This is a genomic window from Candidatus Minimicrobia sp. QA0096, from assembly GCF_963967315.1.
In the GTDB taxonomy this organism is placed as follows: Bacteria; Patescibacteriota; Saccharimonadia; order Saccharimonadales; family Saccharimonadaceae; genus Nanosynbacter.
In genome coordinates this window covers 250,171-266,119 of the sequence record NZ_OZ017288.1, presented here as the reverse complement: position 1 = coordinate 266,119, position 15,949 = coordinate 250,171, and the positions used below count along the sequence as shown (strand labels likewise).

The 15,949-nt window shown below is 44.7% G+C and carries 12 protein-coding genes; 8 read left to right on the top strand and 4 right to left on the bottom strand.

From position 1 onward, the window contains the following. Positions 1 to 3 precede the first annotated feature (3 nt). Positions 4 to 3,744, top strand: coding sequence for a DNA polymerase III subunit alpha (dnaE, locus tag AACH20_RS01405; RefSeq protein WP_338503453.1), 3,741 nt, complete (start codon positions 4 to 6; stop codon positions 3,742 to 3,744). A gap of 488 nt (positions 3,745 to 4,232) precedes the next feature. Here the strand turns inward: dnaE and AACH20_RS01400 are convergent, their stop codons facing one another. Continuing rightward, entirely contained in the window at positions 4,233 to 4,793 is a 561-nt protein-coding gene (locus AACH20_RS01400; RefSeq protein WP_338503451.1) for a TrmH family RNA methyltransferase, read from the bottom strand. Positions 4,794 to 4,844: 51 nt separating this feature from the next. Here AACH20_RS01400 and AACH20_RS01395 point away from each other — a divergent pair, with 51 nt between their 5' ends. Then, complete coding sequence (locus AACH20_RS01395; protein WP_338503449.1) at positions 4,845 to 6,467, top strand: GspE/PulE family protein; 1,623 nt, start codon at positions 4,845 to 4,847, stop codon at positions 6,465 to 6,467. Positions 6,468 to 6,504: 37 nt separating this feature from the next. Beyond that, positions 6,505 to 8,076: a hypothetical protein gene (locus AACH20_RS01390; RefSeq protein ID WP_338503447.1), complete on the top strand. Its 1,572-nt coding sequence runs from the start codon at positions 6,505 to 6,507 to the stop codon at positions 8,074 to 8,076. 2 nt (positions 8,077 to 8,078) lie between these two features. Here AACH20_RS01390 and AACH20_RS01385 read toward each other — a convergent pair whose 3' ends face one another. Further along, positions 8,079 to 9,212: an NAD(P)-dependent malic enzyme gene (locus AACH20_RS01385; RefSeq protein WP_338503444.1), complete on the bottom strand. Its 1,134-nt coding sequence runs from the start codon at positions 9,210 to 9,212 to the stop codon at positions 8,079 to 8,081. 163 nt (positions 9,213 to 9,375) lie between these two features. Between AACH20_RS01385 and rplS the strand changes: the two genes are divergently transcribed. From rplS to AACH20_RS01370, 3 genes are all read left to right on the top strand, one after another. Further along, on the top strand, positions 9,376 to 9,897 hold the full coding sequence (gene rplS / locus AACH20_RS01380) for a 50S ribosomal protein L19 (RefSeq protein WP_129637077.1): 522 nt from the start codon (positions 9,376 to 9,378) through the stop codon (positions 9,895 to 9,897). A 69-nt stretch (positions 9,898 to 9,966) separates the two neighbouring features. Then, positions 9,967 to 10,464: a hypothetical protein gene (locus AACH20_RS01375; RefSeq protein WP_338503441.1), complete on the top strand. Its 498-nt coding sequence runs from the start codon at positions 9,967 to 9,969 to the stop codon at positions 10,462 to 10,464. Beyond that, a complete protein-coding gene (locus tag AACH20_RS01370; protein ID WP_338503439.1) occupies positions 10,448 to 11,437 on the top strand; it encodes a ribonuclease HII in 990 nt (329 codons plus the stop codon). Before AACH20_RS01375 ends, AACH20_RS01370 begins: the two co-directional genes overlap by 17 nt. A 122-nt stretch (positions 11,438 to 11,559) precedes the next feature. On the opposite strand, the gene AACH20_RS01365 is transcribed toward AACH20_RS01370, so the two are convergent. Both AACH20_RS01365 and AACH20_RS01360 read right to left on the bottom strand, forming a co-directional pair. Next, positions 11,560 to 11,946, bottom strand: coding sequence for a hypothetical protein (locus tag AACH20_RS01365; RefSeq protein WP_338503437.1), 387 nt, complete (start codon positions 11,944 to 11,946; stop codon positions 11,560 to 11,562). A gap of 268 nt (positions 11,947 to 12,214) precedes the next feature. Further along, positions 12,215 to 14,716, bottom strand: a complete 2,502-nt coding sequence (locus AACH20_RS01360) for a M1 family metallopeptidase (protein ID WP_338503435.1) — start codon at positions 14,714 to 14,716, stop codon at positions 12,215 to 12,217. Between the two features lie 20 nt (positions 14,717 to 14,736). On the opposite strand from AACH20_RS01360, the gene AACH20_RS01355 reads away from it, so the two are divergent. Further along, complete coding sequence (locus tag AACH20_RS01355; protein ID WP_376787504.1) at positions 14,737 to 15,426, top strand: HNH endonuclease family protein; 690 nt, start codon at positions 14,737 to 14,739, stop codon at positions 15,424 to 15,426. A 36-nt stretch (positions 15,427 to 15,462) separates the two neighbouring features. Then, entirely contained in the window at positions 15,463 to 15,921 is a 459-nt protein-coding gene (locus AACH20_RS01350) for a GNAT family N-acetyltransferase (protein ID WP_338503433.1), read from the top strand. The last annotated feature ends 28 nt before the right edge of the window (positions 15,922 to 15,949 follow it).

Here is a 15,949-nt window from a genome sequence, read left to right as displayed (position 1 = left end):
TTAATGACTGAGGGGAAAAGCGAACAATCATCGTCGGCGGCTTTGAAGCCGTCAGATTTCGTGCATCTTCATAATCACACTTTCCATTCGGTGCTGGACGGATTGACTAAGATTCATGACTTGGTTGATAAGGTTAAGGAGCTCGGAATGGAGGCTGCCGCCGTAACCGATCACGGCACGATGAGCGGCATTCTGGACTATTACAAAACTGCCAAAAAAGCGGGAATTAAGCCGATTATCGGAATTGAAACTTACGTGGCGACTCGTTCGCGATTTGACCGCGATCCGGGCAAGGACAAGCAGCGTTTTCACTTGACCGTGCTGGCGATGAACAACACGGGTTTTCACAACTTGATGAAGTTGTCGACGCGCGCTAATCTGGAGGGAATGTATTATAAGCCGCGAATTGACCATGATTTGCTGGAGGAGTTGAACGAGGGATTGATTGTTCTGAGTGGTTGCGCAAGTGGTGAAATTGGCGTCGCTCTGAAAGAGGATGATTATGATCGCGCTCGTGAGATTGCCAAATGGTATAAGTCAATTTTTGGTGATCGCTATTATTTGGAGCTACAGGATCACGGACATCCGAAATCGAACACGCACTGGGACGTGCAGGCGAAGATCAACGAAGGCTTGATTAAGCTTTCGAAAGAGCTTGATATTGAAATGGTGGTGACTTGTGATGGTCACTATTTGACGCACGAATATCAAGACGCGCACGAGATTTTGCTTTGCGTTGGGACGGGCTCGTATCTTAGTGATGAAAAGCGAATGAGCTTGAAGGATTTTGAGCTTCACTTGACAGATCCGCGCGATATTATCGATCACTGGGGCGAGGAATTTCCTGAAGTTATTCGCAACACGAAAAAAATAGCTGATCGCTGCGACGTTGAGATTGAGCTTGGGCGGATTCTTATTCCAAAATATCCATTGCCAGACGGCGAGAACGAACATTCGTATCTGCTCAGATTGACATATCAAGGTTTGCTACAACGTTACAATGGAGCTTCGAAGGAGGAGGCTGAAAAGTTGGATCCTGACGAGATTATCCCTCAGTTATCCGAGGAGGTTCGTGAGCGCGCTGAGATGGAGCTTGGCGTGATGGGAAATATGGGCTATGAAGGTTATTTCTTGATCGTTCAGGATTTTATCAACTGGGGAAAATCTCAAGGAATTGTTTTTGGTCCAGGGCGTGGTAGCGCGGCTGGTTCTATTGTTGCGTATGCATTGAACATTACAGATCTTGATCCGCTGAAATATGGACTACTGTTTGAGCGATTTCTTAATCCTGATCGTATTTCTATGCCCGACATCGACGTCGATATTCAGGATACGCGTCGCGACGAAGTGATTGAATATTGTGCGAAAAAATATGGCGAGGATCACGTCAGTAATATCGCAACGTTTGGCAAGATGTTTGGCCGTATGGCGGTGCGTGACGTGGCTAGGGTTTTGGAGGTTCCGTACGCCGAGAGCGACCGCTTGGCGAAGTTAGTTCCGCCGCCAAACCAGGGGCGTCACATTCCGTTGTCTGTGAGTATTAAAGAGGATGCGGACCTTCGGAATGAATATGAAAATAATCCGACTGCGAAGGAAGTTCTGGACTATGCAATTCAGTTGGAAGGGACGATTCGTAGCCACGGCGTTCATGCCTGTGGCGTGGTGATTGCGCCAGATATGTTGGCTAATTATATTCCGCTTGAAATGGCGCAAAAGGGTGTGGTGGCAACTCAGTTCCCGATGGGTGAGGTTGAAGAGTTGGGTCTATTGAAGATGGACTTTTTGGGGCTTTCGAACCTTACGATTATTAATAACGCCATGAGGATTATCCGAAAAGCTTATAAGAAAGAAATTAATCTTTCGGAGCTACCTCTTGATGATAAAAAGACTTATGAGCTGTTTCAGCGCGGCGATACGACTGGCGTGTTCCAGTTGGAATCGGCGGGAATGAAGCGATATTTGCGCGGACTGAAGCCGACTACGTTTGAAGATATTATTGCTATGGTGGCTCTTTATCGTCCGGGCCCGATGCAGTTTATTGACAGCTTTATTAGGCGCAAACACGGCGAGGAAGAAATAACTTATTTGCATTCTGGAATGAAAAACTCGCTGAAAAATACTTATGGAATTTTGGTCTATCAGGAGCAGTTTATGCAGATTTCTAAGGAATGGTGTGGATTTACTGGTGGTCAGGCTGACACGTTGCGTAAGGCTGTTGGTAAGAAAAAAATTGACTTGATGAAAAAGGTCAAGCCTGAATTCGTCGAGGGTGCGGTTAAAGTTGGTGGCGCAACTAAGGAAATTGCGGAAACTTTCTGGACTCAGCTGGAAGAGTTCGCTAACTATTGTTTCAATAAGTCGCACGCCGCTTGTTATGGTTTGATCGCCTATTGGACGGCTTATTTGAAGGCGCATTATCCCGACGCGTTTATGGCAGCGCTTATGACTAGCGACCATGATGATACCGATCGTCTGGCAATTGAAATTACTGAATGTAAGCACATGGGAATTAGCGTGTTGAGCCCTGATGTAAACGAGTCGTTCGTTGAGTTTGCTGTGGTGCCGAATGAGAATAAAATTCGTTTCGGAATGTCGGCGGTGAAGGGCGTTGGTATTGGTGCGGTCGAGGAAGTTCTGCGAGCGCGCGAAGATGGACCGTTTACGTCAGTTGAGGATTTTGCTAGGCGCGTTTCAACCAGCAAGTTCAACAGGAAAGCCTGGGAGTCGCTTATTAAATCTGGTGCGTTTGATGATATGGGCGATCGATCTGATTTGCTATTCAATCTGGATTCCATTACGTCATTTGCGTCCAAGCTCCAAAAAGAAGCCGCCAGTGGACAGACCAATTTGTTTGGAATGTTGGGCGGCGATGATGCGGCGAATGTCCAATCGACTCTTCATCTCCAGAAGGCTCCCGTGAAACACGATGATAAAGAGCGCTTGATGTGGGAGCGAGAATTGTTGGGGTTGTATATCTCGGCGCATCCACTTGATAGATATGAAACGTATTTGAGCGAGCAAACTCAACCATTGACGCAATTAGTTCCTGAGTACGATAGTCGAATGATGACGGTCGGGGGAATTATTAGCACCGTTCGTACAATTGTCACAAAAAGCGGTTCGAAAATGGCGTTCGTGGGAATTGAGGATAAATTCGGCGAGGGTGAAATAATTGTTTTCCCAAATCTGTATGAGAAAGTTGGCGCTAAGTTGGTTCAGGACGCGGTGATTCGAGTTTCTGGTAAAAATTCAGCTCGAGATCGTGACGGAAATTTGGGCAATGAAAGTAAACTAATTGCCGATGATATTATTGTGATTACGGATAACGATATCAATGGCTATGAGTCGACTGGTCGTAAAATGGATGCGCCAAAAATTAGCTCTGCTGTAAAAAAAGAGCGCCGTGAAGCTTATCGTAATCAGAAAAATGGAGCTTCTCCGAAGTCTGCCGTAAAGAATGACGCCGCCAAACCGCAGTCAAAAACTCATTCGGCACCTGTTAATGTTGCGCCAGAAATTCCCGCTTCAAAGTTATTTGTGTATATTAAAGACCCAAATGACCATTCGCGGTTAGTGAAAATGAAGTCTGTTTGCGGCGAGAATGCTGGCACGACTGACGTGGTTTTGGTACTGGGCGAGAAAGAGAAATCAGCCATGCGTCTGCCGTTTAAGGTGGATGCTAATGATAACCTATTGAGCCAATTAAAAAACACTCTGGGTGAAGAGTGCGTAGTTCTAAAGTGATAGTTAGCCCGCTGACAGAGGCCTCAGCCTGAGCTGGTTGCTCTGGCGGGCTAACTATACTACTGTCAGCGGGACTTATTGTCCCGCAGTTCATTCCTCACCTCTGTCTTACCTCTCTCTTGCAGGGTAGTGTAAGTGGCCGCCGTCGTGCAGTAGAACAAAGCCACCAGCACCGTGTGGTACATCGGCCGGTGTGGCGATTCTGCTACCATGAAGTAGATGAAAAAGACTGTCATCCACCCGCCAGCCGCGGCGGCTAGCGTGTGCCATATGTGACTAACCCCCGAAGGGGCCCTGTAGGCGTACCATGCAACATACATGGTTGCTAGAATTGTGAGAATGAAGAAAATGTCAAACATTTCCTCGAACCTTTCATGTAGGGGACTACTTTCTCTGGGGGATTCCAAAGAAAGCTCATACAAATATAACACATATGTTTAATAAAGTCAATAATCAGACTTGAGGGATTTATTTATTCGTTGTTGAGATTATTTCATTCTCGGGAAAATCAGTCCGAACAGCGCAATTCCTGTTGCGACCGACACGTTGAATGATTCTTTTTGACCAAACATTGGGATTTCTACAGTGAAATCGCAGTTTTCCAAAAGTTCCGGCGTGATTCCGTGGACTTCTTCTCCGAGTAGCAGCGCAAATTTTTCAGGCGGCTGAAATTCTGATAGCATCACACTGTCTTTTGATTGCTCCAGCGCGACAATTGGCAAGTTTTCTGTTTGTCTATTTTTCTCAATCCAGTCATTGATATCTTCATAAAACTCAAACGGCACCAAACTTTCCGCACCTAAGGCTGTTTTATGAATTTGGCTAGTGATTTTTTCGCGAATGTGCGGCAGGCGAGGATCTTCAGATCGAATTTCTCCATCGGCAAGCGCGCAAACAGGCGCCTTGCTACATAAACTCAATTCTGGATACGGCGTGTAGCCACTAAGAATAATCTTTTTTATACCAAATCCTTCGGCTGTGCGAAAAATTGCCCCAACATTATGTGTCGAGCGAATATTGTGGACTAACAGGGTAATTTCTGGATTCATATCACTATTATATCACTCGTAAAACCGTAAGCTTTTTGGTATAATTTTCATATGGACGAAGATAAAATTCAGGCGCGACGCCGTGAGCAAGATGAGGAAGCTACTCGTCGTCGAGCGTCAATTTTAGGACTTCAATATCTTGACGGGCGGGAATTTGAAGAAACTTTACCTTTGCTTAAGGATGTTTTAACGATAGAAGAGATGTATAAAGGCAGGTTGGTTCCGTTAGCCTTTAATGAGGAAGACCAGTCTTATCGATTTGGTGTTACGTCGCAAACTTCTGAATCGTTGATGAAGCGGATGCGAGATCAGTATGTTGAAAATGGCAAGCGAATTTTCTTCTTCTTAATTTCTGGTTCGGCGTTTCGGTCAATTATGCTTAGGTTTGATCCGCCAAAAAAAGTGATTTACGACAATATTGAAATTGCCAAGGAAGGTGATAGCGATACTCTGGCGCAGGTTACTCAGACTTTGGCATCCGTCGGCACAAATGACGTGTTTAATTATTTGATTGACCAAGCGGATCTGTTGGGCGCGTCGGATATTCATATTGAGAACCAGCGCGAATCGATTCGAATTCGGATGCGTGTTGACGGAGCTTTGCACACGGTGGCGGAACTTAGTAGGGATAGATATCGAGTGATTATGGCGACTTTGGCGTCTCGTGCGAATATTTCTACCGCTTCCAGAGAGCCTCAGTCTGGACATATGCAGCAGGAAATTCATAGAGATGGCGCATCGCACGTGCTGAATTTGCGTGTGGAAGCCGTGATGACGGTGTACGGTTTGGATCTGGTACTTCGATTGTTTAACTTTGATGAGTCAATGTTGAACTTGGATCTATTGAGCATTTCAAAGAAAGAGCGCGAGCAAATCGATGAAGTTATTTCTCATCCGCGCGGAATGTTGTTGATGGTTGGTCCAACTGGTTCAGGAAAGTCTACGACGTTATATAGTATTTTGAACGCTCTTAATACTCAGGATCGAAAGATTATCACGCTGGAGGATCCTGTAGAAAATACGATTCCTGGGATTGCTCAGATTCCAATTGATACGACAAATGGACAGAGGTTTGCTGATGGTTTGCGCAGTGTTTTGCGTCTTGACCCAGATGTGGTGATGGTTGGCGAGATTCGCGACAATGAAACTGCGAAGACTGCGATTCAGGCGTCAATTACGGGACACTTGGTATTGTCCAGTTTCCACGCCAATTCGACTGCGGCGGCGTTTAGTCGTATGATCGATATGATTGGGCAAAATCCGATTTTTAGCTCGGCGGTTCGGCTGGTTATTGCTCAACGACTAGTGAGAAGATTGTGGGATGATAGCAAGGAAGAATATGAGCCAGACGGGGCGACTCGTAAGTGGGTAAAAGAAGTCTTGAAGGATTTGCCAGAGAATGTTGATTGCCCAGATTTGGATACGTTTAAGCTTTGGCGTGCGGTGCCGACGGATGACGTTCCGTTTGGCTACAAGGGGCGAATTCCAGTAATGGAGCAACTGGTCGTGAGTGAAAATATTCAGAAATTCTTGCGCGGCGATGTTGAAGATGTTCATACGGAAGCGATTGAAAAGGCTGCAAAAGAAGATGGTATGGTGACGTTGCTTCAGGCTGGCGTGTTGGCGGCTCTTCGTGGCGAAACAACATTAGAAGAAGTTAACAGAGTAATATAATTGACTTTATAGCCATAAACTGATAAAATATCAGTTTATGAGCGAAATTCCGGAACACTCTTGTCACGATAGCGAATCTTCAGAGTCTGAGAAAGACTCTGTCTGTGAAATTTTTGATACTGTTATCAATTTCCTTGAATATATATATGAAGATGTGTCCAAAGATTCATCCATATTTAAGGACTTGGTTGAGAAATATAAGCCTGTAATTGATAGTCTTAAGCAGGCTAAGGATGCATACGACCAGTCTCCTGAATATTTGGAGATCCGCTATGATTTTTACGAAGTGAGTTCTCGGTTAAAAGAGGAATTTAATAAGGAGTATAAAGCCTCACTAAATGCTTTTATATCGTCGTTAGATAAAATTTTTCCCGCTAAAATAGCGGAAGTTAATGTTCCGAAGTATTGCAATCTTGAAGGACATAAAATTCCTAAAGTAAAGAAATTTCAGAGGAATAATAATCTTAGCCCAGATGCTGCCGACTCTGAATATATACAACTCACATTAGAGACTAAGGAGACTGTGATTGATAGTGTTCATGAGAAAGATGATACTTCTTCATTTATAGAATTTGAAGTAAGTCAGCCTGAATATGATCCAGTTCGTGAAAATACGGACAGATTAGTCAAGCTGTTGGCGGATTTTTCAGGGATTAAATATGACGAATTTAATGCAATGCTCGAGAGCAATGTTGATGTACGTATGGAGCGCGTTGAAGCCTTCTTTAATTATGAAAGAGACTTGGAGTGGGCTAAAACCATACTCGATTGTGCGGACGGGATGAGAGATCTGGACGAGGAGTTGTTAGCTCGTGAATATACGGAAATTGTATTTGAGGAAAATTGTCCGAATGTGCGAACTCTTGCCAAATCCGTGGTGGAAGAAAAAATGGAGTCAATTCTAGAAGGTGAGCTAAAGGTTCTTTCTGAAAAATTCAGAACCTACGAAGTGGCGGGTGAAATTGCGAGCGGGTCTTTGAAAAAAGTTGCTAAGAGAAAAAGATCAAACAAATCGAAGCCGACAATCGAAGAAGGCAGCTCTCAGTTGGTAGAAATTGGATTGAAGGCGGGAGATGCTGTGACGCTTGATAGCGAGACGTTTCCGTGGCTTAAAGAAGATTCTATTGTGGATGTACTGCATGTTGAGCGTGGTGGTGACGGTACTGTGGTCGCAGTAGTCGACGCGCGCACTGAAGAGGCTAAAAAGGTCGAGCATAAAATGACTGGATACGAAAACGACGAGAAGAAGCGGGACATTCTACCTATTATTAAGGACAAATTAACTATGGCTGCTAAATGTGTAGCAACTTCAGAAGATAAGTCTGTCGGTTTGCCAATTGGCTTAAATAACAGATTAAGAGAGCTTTATCCGTTTATAATTTACGCCTGGAAAGAACAAACGCATAACGCCAAGAGAGTTTATGTGTCAAAAGTCAGCATTGAAGATATGCCCGATGAAAGTGAGACTAAAAAATCTCTTCAGGAAGCTGGAGTGACTGAAGTAGTTTTATTCTTAGGAGCTTGCGACAAACAGAACCAGGAGTCGTTAGTGGCTCTGTTTATAGATGGAAACTCTCGTGATGCGGCTAAGTACGGTGCTGGTGCTTAGGCTTATCTAATGACATTCGCAATAGCTTCAACAACACCCTCATCAAATGCAGTTGGGACGACTTTGTCGACGGTTGGATTTTCGACCAGGTTAGCTAGCGCTTCAGCAGCCGCTAATTTGTGCTGATCGGTGATTTTCTTAACTCCGTGATCTAATGCGCCGCGGAAAATTCCAGGGAAGGCCAGAGAGTTATTGACCTGATTTGGGAAGTCGCTACGACCTGTACCGATGATTGCGACGCCGGCTTCTTTGGCGACATCTGGCATAATCTCTGGAACAGGATTTGCTAGTGCGAATACGATTGGATCTTTCGCCATTTTTTGGACTAATTCTGGAGTGAGAAGTCCTGCACGCGATACGCCGATGAATACGTCTGCGTCAGTGATGGCGTCTTCAATTGAGCCAGATTGCGATGCGTCGACGTATTCCAATAGCGCGGTTTTTTCAGCGTTCAAATCTGTGCGTGATTTTCCGACAATTCCTCGGCTATCTACCGCTACGATGTTTTTTGCCCCGTAAAGATTTAACAATTTGATGATTGCCGTGCCAGCTGCGCCTGCGCCGATGACCACGAATTTGCAATCTGCCAGGTCTCGTCCTGTCAATTTAGCGGCGTTAATTAAGCCCGCTAATACAACGACAGCTGTGCCGTGTTGATCATCGTGGAAGACTGGAATATCTAATTCTGCCTTCAATCGTTCTTCAATCTCAAAGCATTTTGGTGCGGCAATGTCTTCGAGGTTGATGGCACCGAAACTTGGCGCAATGGCTTTAACGGTGGCAATAATTTCTTCTGGCTCGTGAACGTCTAACACAATTGGCACTGCGTCGACATCGGCAAAATGCTTAAATAATAAAGCTTTTCCTTCCATGACTGGCATGGCGGCTTTTGGTCCCAAATTGCCTAAGCCCAAAATCGCTGAGCCGTCTGAGATTACGGCGACTAGATTGTTTGTCCAAGTGTACTTTGGTAAATCGGCTGGATTTTCGGCAATTGCTTGGCTGACTGCGCCGACGCCAGGGCTGTAATAAGCGCTAAGCTTGTCGCGATTAAGCTCCTCTTTATCTCTGAGGCTAGTCGTAATTTTACCTTTGTATTTTTCGTGTAGTTCGAGTGCTAATTTATTGTAATCCATAACTATATTATACTCCAATTTTATTTAATTGATATTTCTTCATATTTGTGTTATTATCTTATGTAATTGTACGAGAGTTAAATATTCGAGCTTTGTTTGATGTGGAGCCGCAGAGGTACAACTGCGTGGCCAGTCGGAGCGAGTTCGGAAGATAGGAAAAATTATGAGTTTTGAGTTAATCAACAAAATCAACCAAGCACAAAAAAAGCAAGCAGTTGTCGATGCTCGCAGTGGTGACACAGTTCGCGTTTACCAGAAAATTAAGGAAGGCAACAAAGAGCGTATTCAGATGTTCGAGGGTGTTGTTATCCGCACCGACAATAAAAAATCACACACATCACGCATTACGGTTCGAAAGATTGCTTCAGGCGTTGGCGTTGAAAAGTCATTTTTGATGCACAGTCCACTGATTGAGAAGATTGAGATTGTTCGTCGTGCTAAGGTTCGCCGCAAGTTCTTAAGCTTCCTTCGCCAGCGTAGCGGTAAGTCAGCTCGCTTGACAGCTAAGAACTTTGATCGCGCTGCTGTTAATGACATTCATGACGTTAAGGCAGAAGCGGAAGCTGAACGCTTGAAGGAAGAAGCTGCTCAGGCTGCTGCTGCAAAACAAGCTGAAAAAGATGCCGCTCAGGCTGAACTTGACGCTAAGGCTGCTGAAGTTGCAGCTCGCCATAAAGACGCGTAATTGTCAATTGGCTAATCATTAAAAACCGTCTCTTAATCTGAGGCGGTTTTCTCATGTTATAATCTCAATATGGCAATATTTCATTATATATCCGTCCTTGTTCCGACGACCTTGGCTGTGGCGGCTCCTTATGCTTTGAAGAAAAACGGCTTTGATAGTGAGCAAAAATATCGCTGGCTACTTTACGTAGCGTGTTTGTTGTTTTTCATATCTTGGTATTTGCCATCGCCGTTGATTGACGGACAGGACACTAGTTTTACGACACACTTTGTGGGTGGCGGTCTATTTACGGGGCTGTTCTGGGTGTATTTGGTTTCGTCGATGAAATGGCGGGCGCACTGGTTGGTGATGGCGTTTTCAGTATTTGCTTTAGTTTCGGCACTGGGTTGTATTAATGAGTTGGCGGAATTATTTATGGTCAAGGTGGGCTTGGCGAGTATAAAATTGGACGACACGAATTGGGATATTTTGGCGAATACATTAGGCGCGGCAACAGTTTGGATTGGCTGGACTATTGCGGATTTTATAACGAAAAAGGGAAGATTGTCAGGTGATTCTGGGGATTGATGAAGTCGGGCGCGGCGCGTGGGCTGGACCGTTGGTGATTGGCGCGGTGGTTTTGGGTGGCGCTGAAATTGAAGGACTGGATGATAGTAAAAAATTGACCAAAAAACGACGTGAGTTGCTTGATGAGGAAATTCGCGAGCAAACATCGGCTTGGGCGTTGGGTTGGGTTTCTGCTGAGGAGCTGGATGAAATAGGGATGAGCGAGGCGCTTAAACTGGCGACGCGGCGCGCAGTCAAAGAAATTCAAGCGAAATGTCAGAAAAATGGCTCGAAGTTTGATGAGATTATTATCGATGGGACGGTCAATTTTTTGGCGGGCACACCGCTAGAAAAGTATGTAACAATTATAGCGAAAGCCGACGGTCTGATTCCGAGCGTTTCGGCGGCGTCGATTATTGCTAAGGTGGCTCGCGATAAATTTATGGCGAAGCAGGATAATATTTATCCGGGATATGATTTTTCTTCGCACGTTGGTTATGGTGTGGTGAAGCATCGAGCGGCTATTGATAATCTGGGCATAACGCCACTTCATCGATTGAGTTTTGCGCCGTTGGCTAAATATGCTAATACTGGGGCGAATTCGCAAAATGCGTCTGACGACGGAAAGTCTAAAAACCAGCAAAAAGACACAACGCGTCAAACTGGTGATAAAGGTGAGCAAGCGGCGGCGGATTGGTTGGTCGCTGATGGTCATGAGATTATAGAGCGGAATTGGCGAACGCGATATTGTGAAATTGATATTGTTAGTAAAAAAGATAATGTTTTATATTTTACAGAGGTCAAATATCGTAAAAATGACAATTTTGGCGATGGCTTGGCGGCGATTACAAATAAAAAACAGCAACAAATGCGTTTTGCTGCTGAAATATTCATTGCCAAAAATGCGCAGTATGGAAGCTGTGATATGCAAATGCTGGCAATTTCTGTCGACGGAAATCCGCCTGTAGTTGAAGAATGTGTGGTGTTGGAGTAAATTGTTCGCTTTCGTCGTTTCCGACTCATCAGCATAGACACGCATCTATGGAGCAAACATGACAAGTGAGAGAATCTGACGGAGAGTCTACAGACTCGCCATGTTTGCGAGGCTATTGCCTGCTACTCCTGGTTGTTGGAGAAGTAGATGACAATACAGGGGTCGGGAGTAATTCCCCACGTGTTGGAGTCTGTGTATTGGAATTCAATACCACAGACCTTCTCTTCGAGGCTCTGGAGTTTCTTAAGGAGCTCCTTACGACACCCGCGACTGTTTGCAACTGCCGGAGTGACTAGACGGTTATGATCAGAGATACAGATCTTATCTGGAAGCTTACCTTTCATAAGGTATTCATTGATTGCGGCTTTCCTGGCTTCCTCGCACAGTGTGGGGATTCCCTCTTCGAGAAAACGGGAGACTTCATTTCTCCTGAGTGTCTCCATCCTCTCCTCTGTTTCCTTGAGGTTGGCAGCCCTCTTTGCCTTGACTTCATCGGTAATAAACGACATTGTAGTACTCTCTCCTCATCTGGGCGAACGCCCGTGCTGGAAACACTGATCAACGCCCGGATGGCATATATCGAAGATGAGGTTTTGAGGCACTTATTAGAATACCGCAAAATCTCACCTTCGTCTTATAGATTCTCTTCACTTGTCAAAGTGCGCTTTCAGACAAAACATTTGTTCTGTCAACAAAAGCTGTGTCTATTTATACCACTAATAGAATAAAATGTCAATAGATTTTGTCAAAAACCATAAAATAATGCGACCAAATTATTTACAACGCGGAGATAACCGCCTCTTTGTCTCGTTTAATCAGTTCAGCGCGTGCTGATATTTCGGTAATTCCCAGCTTAATCGTTCTGGCGAGGGCTGGAATATTTTCCATCGGTTCAAAGAATTGTCGAAAGTCATTAAGTTCGTCGGTTGTTAGTAGGGCTGTGGCGGCATAGCGAATGAAGTCATCATAGCTTTTATCTTCGCCAAACGTATCTTCGACCCACGCCCAGTTTTCTTTCAGCCAATTCCACGCAATCTGGCGGCTTTCTCTGGCCCGAATTAAATACACAAACCAACGGCTGGCGTCTTGCGGGCGGATAACATTGGAATTTTTAATGTTGGCAAGAATTTTTTCTGCTGTTTCAGGGTTTTTAGTGGAAGTTAGTCCAATTGCAATATCATTCTGCAGGTCATTTGACGGCGTGTTTTTATATGTGCCAAAGAGATTTTCAATCATCTCTGGCGTCTCAAAATGTCTTACGTTTACGCTGATAATTAAAGCTCGAATTTCTGTCGGTAAGTCTTCCGGCTTATTGCTGTCAAAACGCGTTTTTGCCTCGTCCAAAACTTCTTTATCTTCGCTATACATCATCAAACTCAAAGCTGTGGTGCGTCGTTCGCGGTCGTCATCCGATTCTCCGTCTTTTTCATCCCAGCCAAGCTCTTCAAATGTGGCGCGCGCAAATTCTCCAGAAATTTTCTTTAATGAATCTCTGGCGGCGTCATTGTCATCGACGAATTTTCGTAGTTCTGTCAAAGAACCAGCCGCCATACCGAAGACTTTTTCGTTGGTTTCGGTTTTTAGCGACAATGCCAATGGAAGTAGTGACGCCGAATTTTCAAATCCAGCGCGGGCGAGTATTGTCGCGTCCTGTAAGATACAAATCTTATCCAAGGTTGGCAATTCTGTAATGTTTTTCAATAAATATTCGCGAGTGGATTCATCATATTTGGTGATGAAGTGGGCGCTTAAGCCACAGTTTAATTGCAATGGCTTTTCAATGGAAACGGTGGTTTCTTTTTGATTCAAGATTTTTACGTCAAGTGGCTGGTTTGCGAATAATGGAATCGGCCATAATGCGTCGGATGGTTGGTGTTCACCAATGAAGAATCGCTCTTGACTTAAAGTTGCCGTGTCGTGGCTGCTTGAAACCGATACGACAGGGAGTCCTGGCTGGGAAATCCAAGCGTTCATTAAATTGACGATTGGCTGACCGCTCGCCGACTCTAATTCTTGCCATAAGTCATTTCCGACGGTATTTTTATACGCGAATTTTTCAAAATATGATTTAAGTCCAGCGCGAAATGCCTCTTCGCCTATAAGTTTTCTAACCATAGCAAGCAGCCGTCCGCCCTTAGCATAAACAATCGCCGGGTCAAATAATGTGCTGATTTCATCTGGATGATTGACGTCGGCCTGAACGGATTGTACGCCGTCTAAGCTGTCGCGCCTGAGTGCGGCTGTTACTTCATTTGTGGCAAAATCTTCCCACATACGCCAATCTGGCTGGAGTGCATCAATCGCCACGTATTCCATCATATTGGCAAAGCTTTCGTTGAGCCATAAGTCGTTCCACCAGTTCATGGTAACGAGATTGCCAAACCATTGATGGCTAAGTTCGTGCGCGATAACCGTGGCAATGAAGCGCCTGGATGATTCTGGGGTCAACTCAGGGTCTGCCAGTAAACAACTTTCTCGGTAAGTGATTAAGCCCCAGTTTTCCATTGCGCCAGACGAAAAGTCGGGAAGGGCGACGTGATCGGATTTTGGCAATGGATATTTGACGCCGAAATATTCATCATAAAAATCAATTGAGCGAGCGGCTATATCTAACGCAAAATCTAATGTATTTTCATTCTGAGCTGGCGTTGCCCAGACGTTAACCTCGACGCCAGATTTGGTGCGGGCGGATTTTTTGTGCAATTCACCGATGACAAAAGCCAGAAGATAGCTGCTCATTCGTGGGGTTTTCTCAAATGTCGTTGTGAGTGAGTCGCCATTTTCTTCTTCGCTTTTTACGGGCATATTTCCCAAAACTGCTATTCCTGTTCGGGTGATTAGTGTCAAATCGTATTCGGCTTTGGCGGCCGGCTCATCAACGCAAGGGAAAACTTCGCGGGCGTGATGTGATTCAAATTGAGTCGCGAAAAGCTGTTTTTTAACGCCGTCGTGAGTGAAATAACAAGGATACAAGCCGTGCATTGCGTCGGTAATATTTCCGGAAAAAATGATGTGAATTGTGTGATTTCCGTCTTTAAGGTTCGGCTGAGATAATCTCAATTCGTCAAACTCACCAAATGAAACGTCGGCGGGCTGATTGTTGATTGTGGCTGATTGAATTGTTAAGCCTTTGGAATGTAGCGAAATTGATTCGCTGGTGGAATCGCCAGAAATGATAACTGTGCCAGAAAATTCTTTTTTCTCGGCGCGTGTTAAATCGAGAGTTAGGTTGTAATGATTTGGTGTGAATGTGTCAAGTAAGCGTGGAACTTTAGTCATAGTTTAATTATAATACAGTCATGAGGGTGAATAAAATACGACGTCGGCAAGTGGTGGTTGCGCTGGTGATTTTGATTGTCGGCGCGGCGATTTGGGCTTCACAAATTTCACAGCCCGAACCTCAGACAATTCAAACTTCAACGCAACGAGAATTATTTGGTGCTTCGAACGCCAAATCGGAATTGGAAAAGATAGAAGTCAAAGGACGTGCACCAAAGACTGGTTATTCCAGAAAGCAATTTGGAAACGGCTGGGGCAAAATTAACGGCTGCTCTGTGCGGGAAGTGATTCTGGCCCGAGATTTGACGGATGAGAAAATTGATGAAAAATGTCGAGTTTTGTCGGGTGTGCTGAATGATCCATACACTGGTCAAACAATTCAATTTCAGCGCGGTGAAAAAACCAGTTCTAAGGTTCAGATTGATCACGTCGTGGCTTTGAGCGATGCTTGGCAAAAGGGTGCGCAGCAAATTTCTCCAGAAGAACGAGAGAAATTAGCGAATGATCCATTAAATTTATTAGCGGTTGACGGCCCAGCAAATCAAGCCAAAGGTGACGGCGACGCGGCGACTTGGCTGCCGAGTAATAAGCCGTTTCGTTGTCAGTATGTAGCGCGCCAGATAGCAATAAAGCGACGATATCGCTTGTGGGTAACGGAAGCTGAAAAAAGCGCGATGTCGGGAATCCTGGAAAAATGCGTGGAAGTATAATATTGACAAAATACGTTTTTATGATAAAATGGTAGAATGAAATCTGAAGTATGTCTTACTAAATTGTCGGTGAATGATGATGAGGCTTTGGAACGGGCAGCCATAGCTCATTCGGAGTCCGTTTTGGGCTGCGAGTTTACGGATAGTGCGAAAAAGGATTTAATAGAATATGTAAAAGGCATGAATAATTACTACGGTAGTGATGTATTTGCTATCGATACTCCTGGCGAAGAGTTGTCATCTGGACTTATGACTGTATGCTCTAATGGTGACGGCGAGATTACTATAGAAGACCTTTTTGTTAGGGAAATTGCGCGCAAGCGAGGAATTGGTCGGGCGGCTATTGAAGCTTTGGCTGGTGAATATCCAGACGCGCGTGCCGTCAAATTGTATTCCCTAAAATCCGCTGAAGAGTTTTACCAAAGAATTGGCTTTGACCAAATATCGCCATCCACTAAGAAATGTTTATCTCTTTGGCGAAAAGAATTGGATTGACAGAATAGAATCTTTCCGCTACAATAGA

Bases quoted from the DNA above. Each gene is read 5' to 3' on its own strand.
- AACH20_RS01350 (WP_338503433.1), top strand. From the start codon at position 15,463: ATGAAATCTGAAGTATGTCTTACTAAATTGTCGGTGAATGATGATGAG.
- AACH20_RS01400 (WP_338503451.1), bottom strand. From the start codon at position 4,793: ATGAATCCAGAAATTACCCTGTTAGTCCACAATATTCGCTCGACACAT.
- AACH20_RS01390 (WP_338503447.1), top strand. From the start codon at position 6,505: ATGAGCGAAATTCCGGAACACTCTTGTCACGATAGCGAATCTTCAGAG.
- AACH20_RS01385 (WP_338503444.1), bottom strand. From the start codon at position 9,212: ATGGATTACAATAAATTAGCACTCGAACTACACGAAAAATACAAAGGT.
- rplS (WP_129637077.1), top strand. From the start codon at position 9,376: ATGAGTTTTGAGTTAATCAACAAAATCAACCAAGCACAAAAAAAGCAA.
- AACH20_RS01355 (WP_376787504.1), top strand. From the start codon at position 14,737: ATGAGGGTGAATAAAATACGACGTCGGCAAGTGGTGGTTGCGCTGGTG.
- AACH20_RS01395 (WP_338503449.1), top strand. From the start codon at position 4,845: ATGGACGAAGATAAAATTCAGGCGCGACGCCGTGAGCAAGATGAGGAA.
- AACH20_RS01365 (WP_338503437.1), bottom strand. From the start codon at position 11,946: ATGTCGTTTATTACCGATGAAGTCAAGGCAAAGAGGGCTGCCAACCTC.
- AACH20_RS01360 (WP_338503435.1), bottom strand. From the start codon at position 14,716: ATGACTAAAGTTCCACGCTTACTTGACACATTCACACCAAATCATTAC.
- dnaE (WP_338503453.1), top strand. From the start codon at position 4: ATGACTGAGGGGAAAAGCGAACAATCATCGTCGGCGGCTTTGAAGCCG.
- AACH20_RS01375 (WP_338503441.1), top strand. From the start codon at position 9,967: ATGGCAATATTTCATTATATATCCGTCCTTGTTCCGACGACCTTGGCT.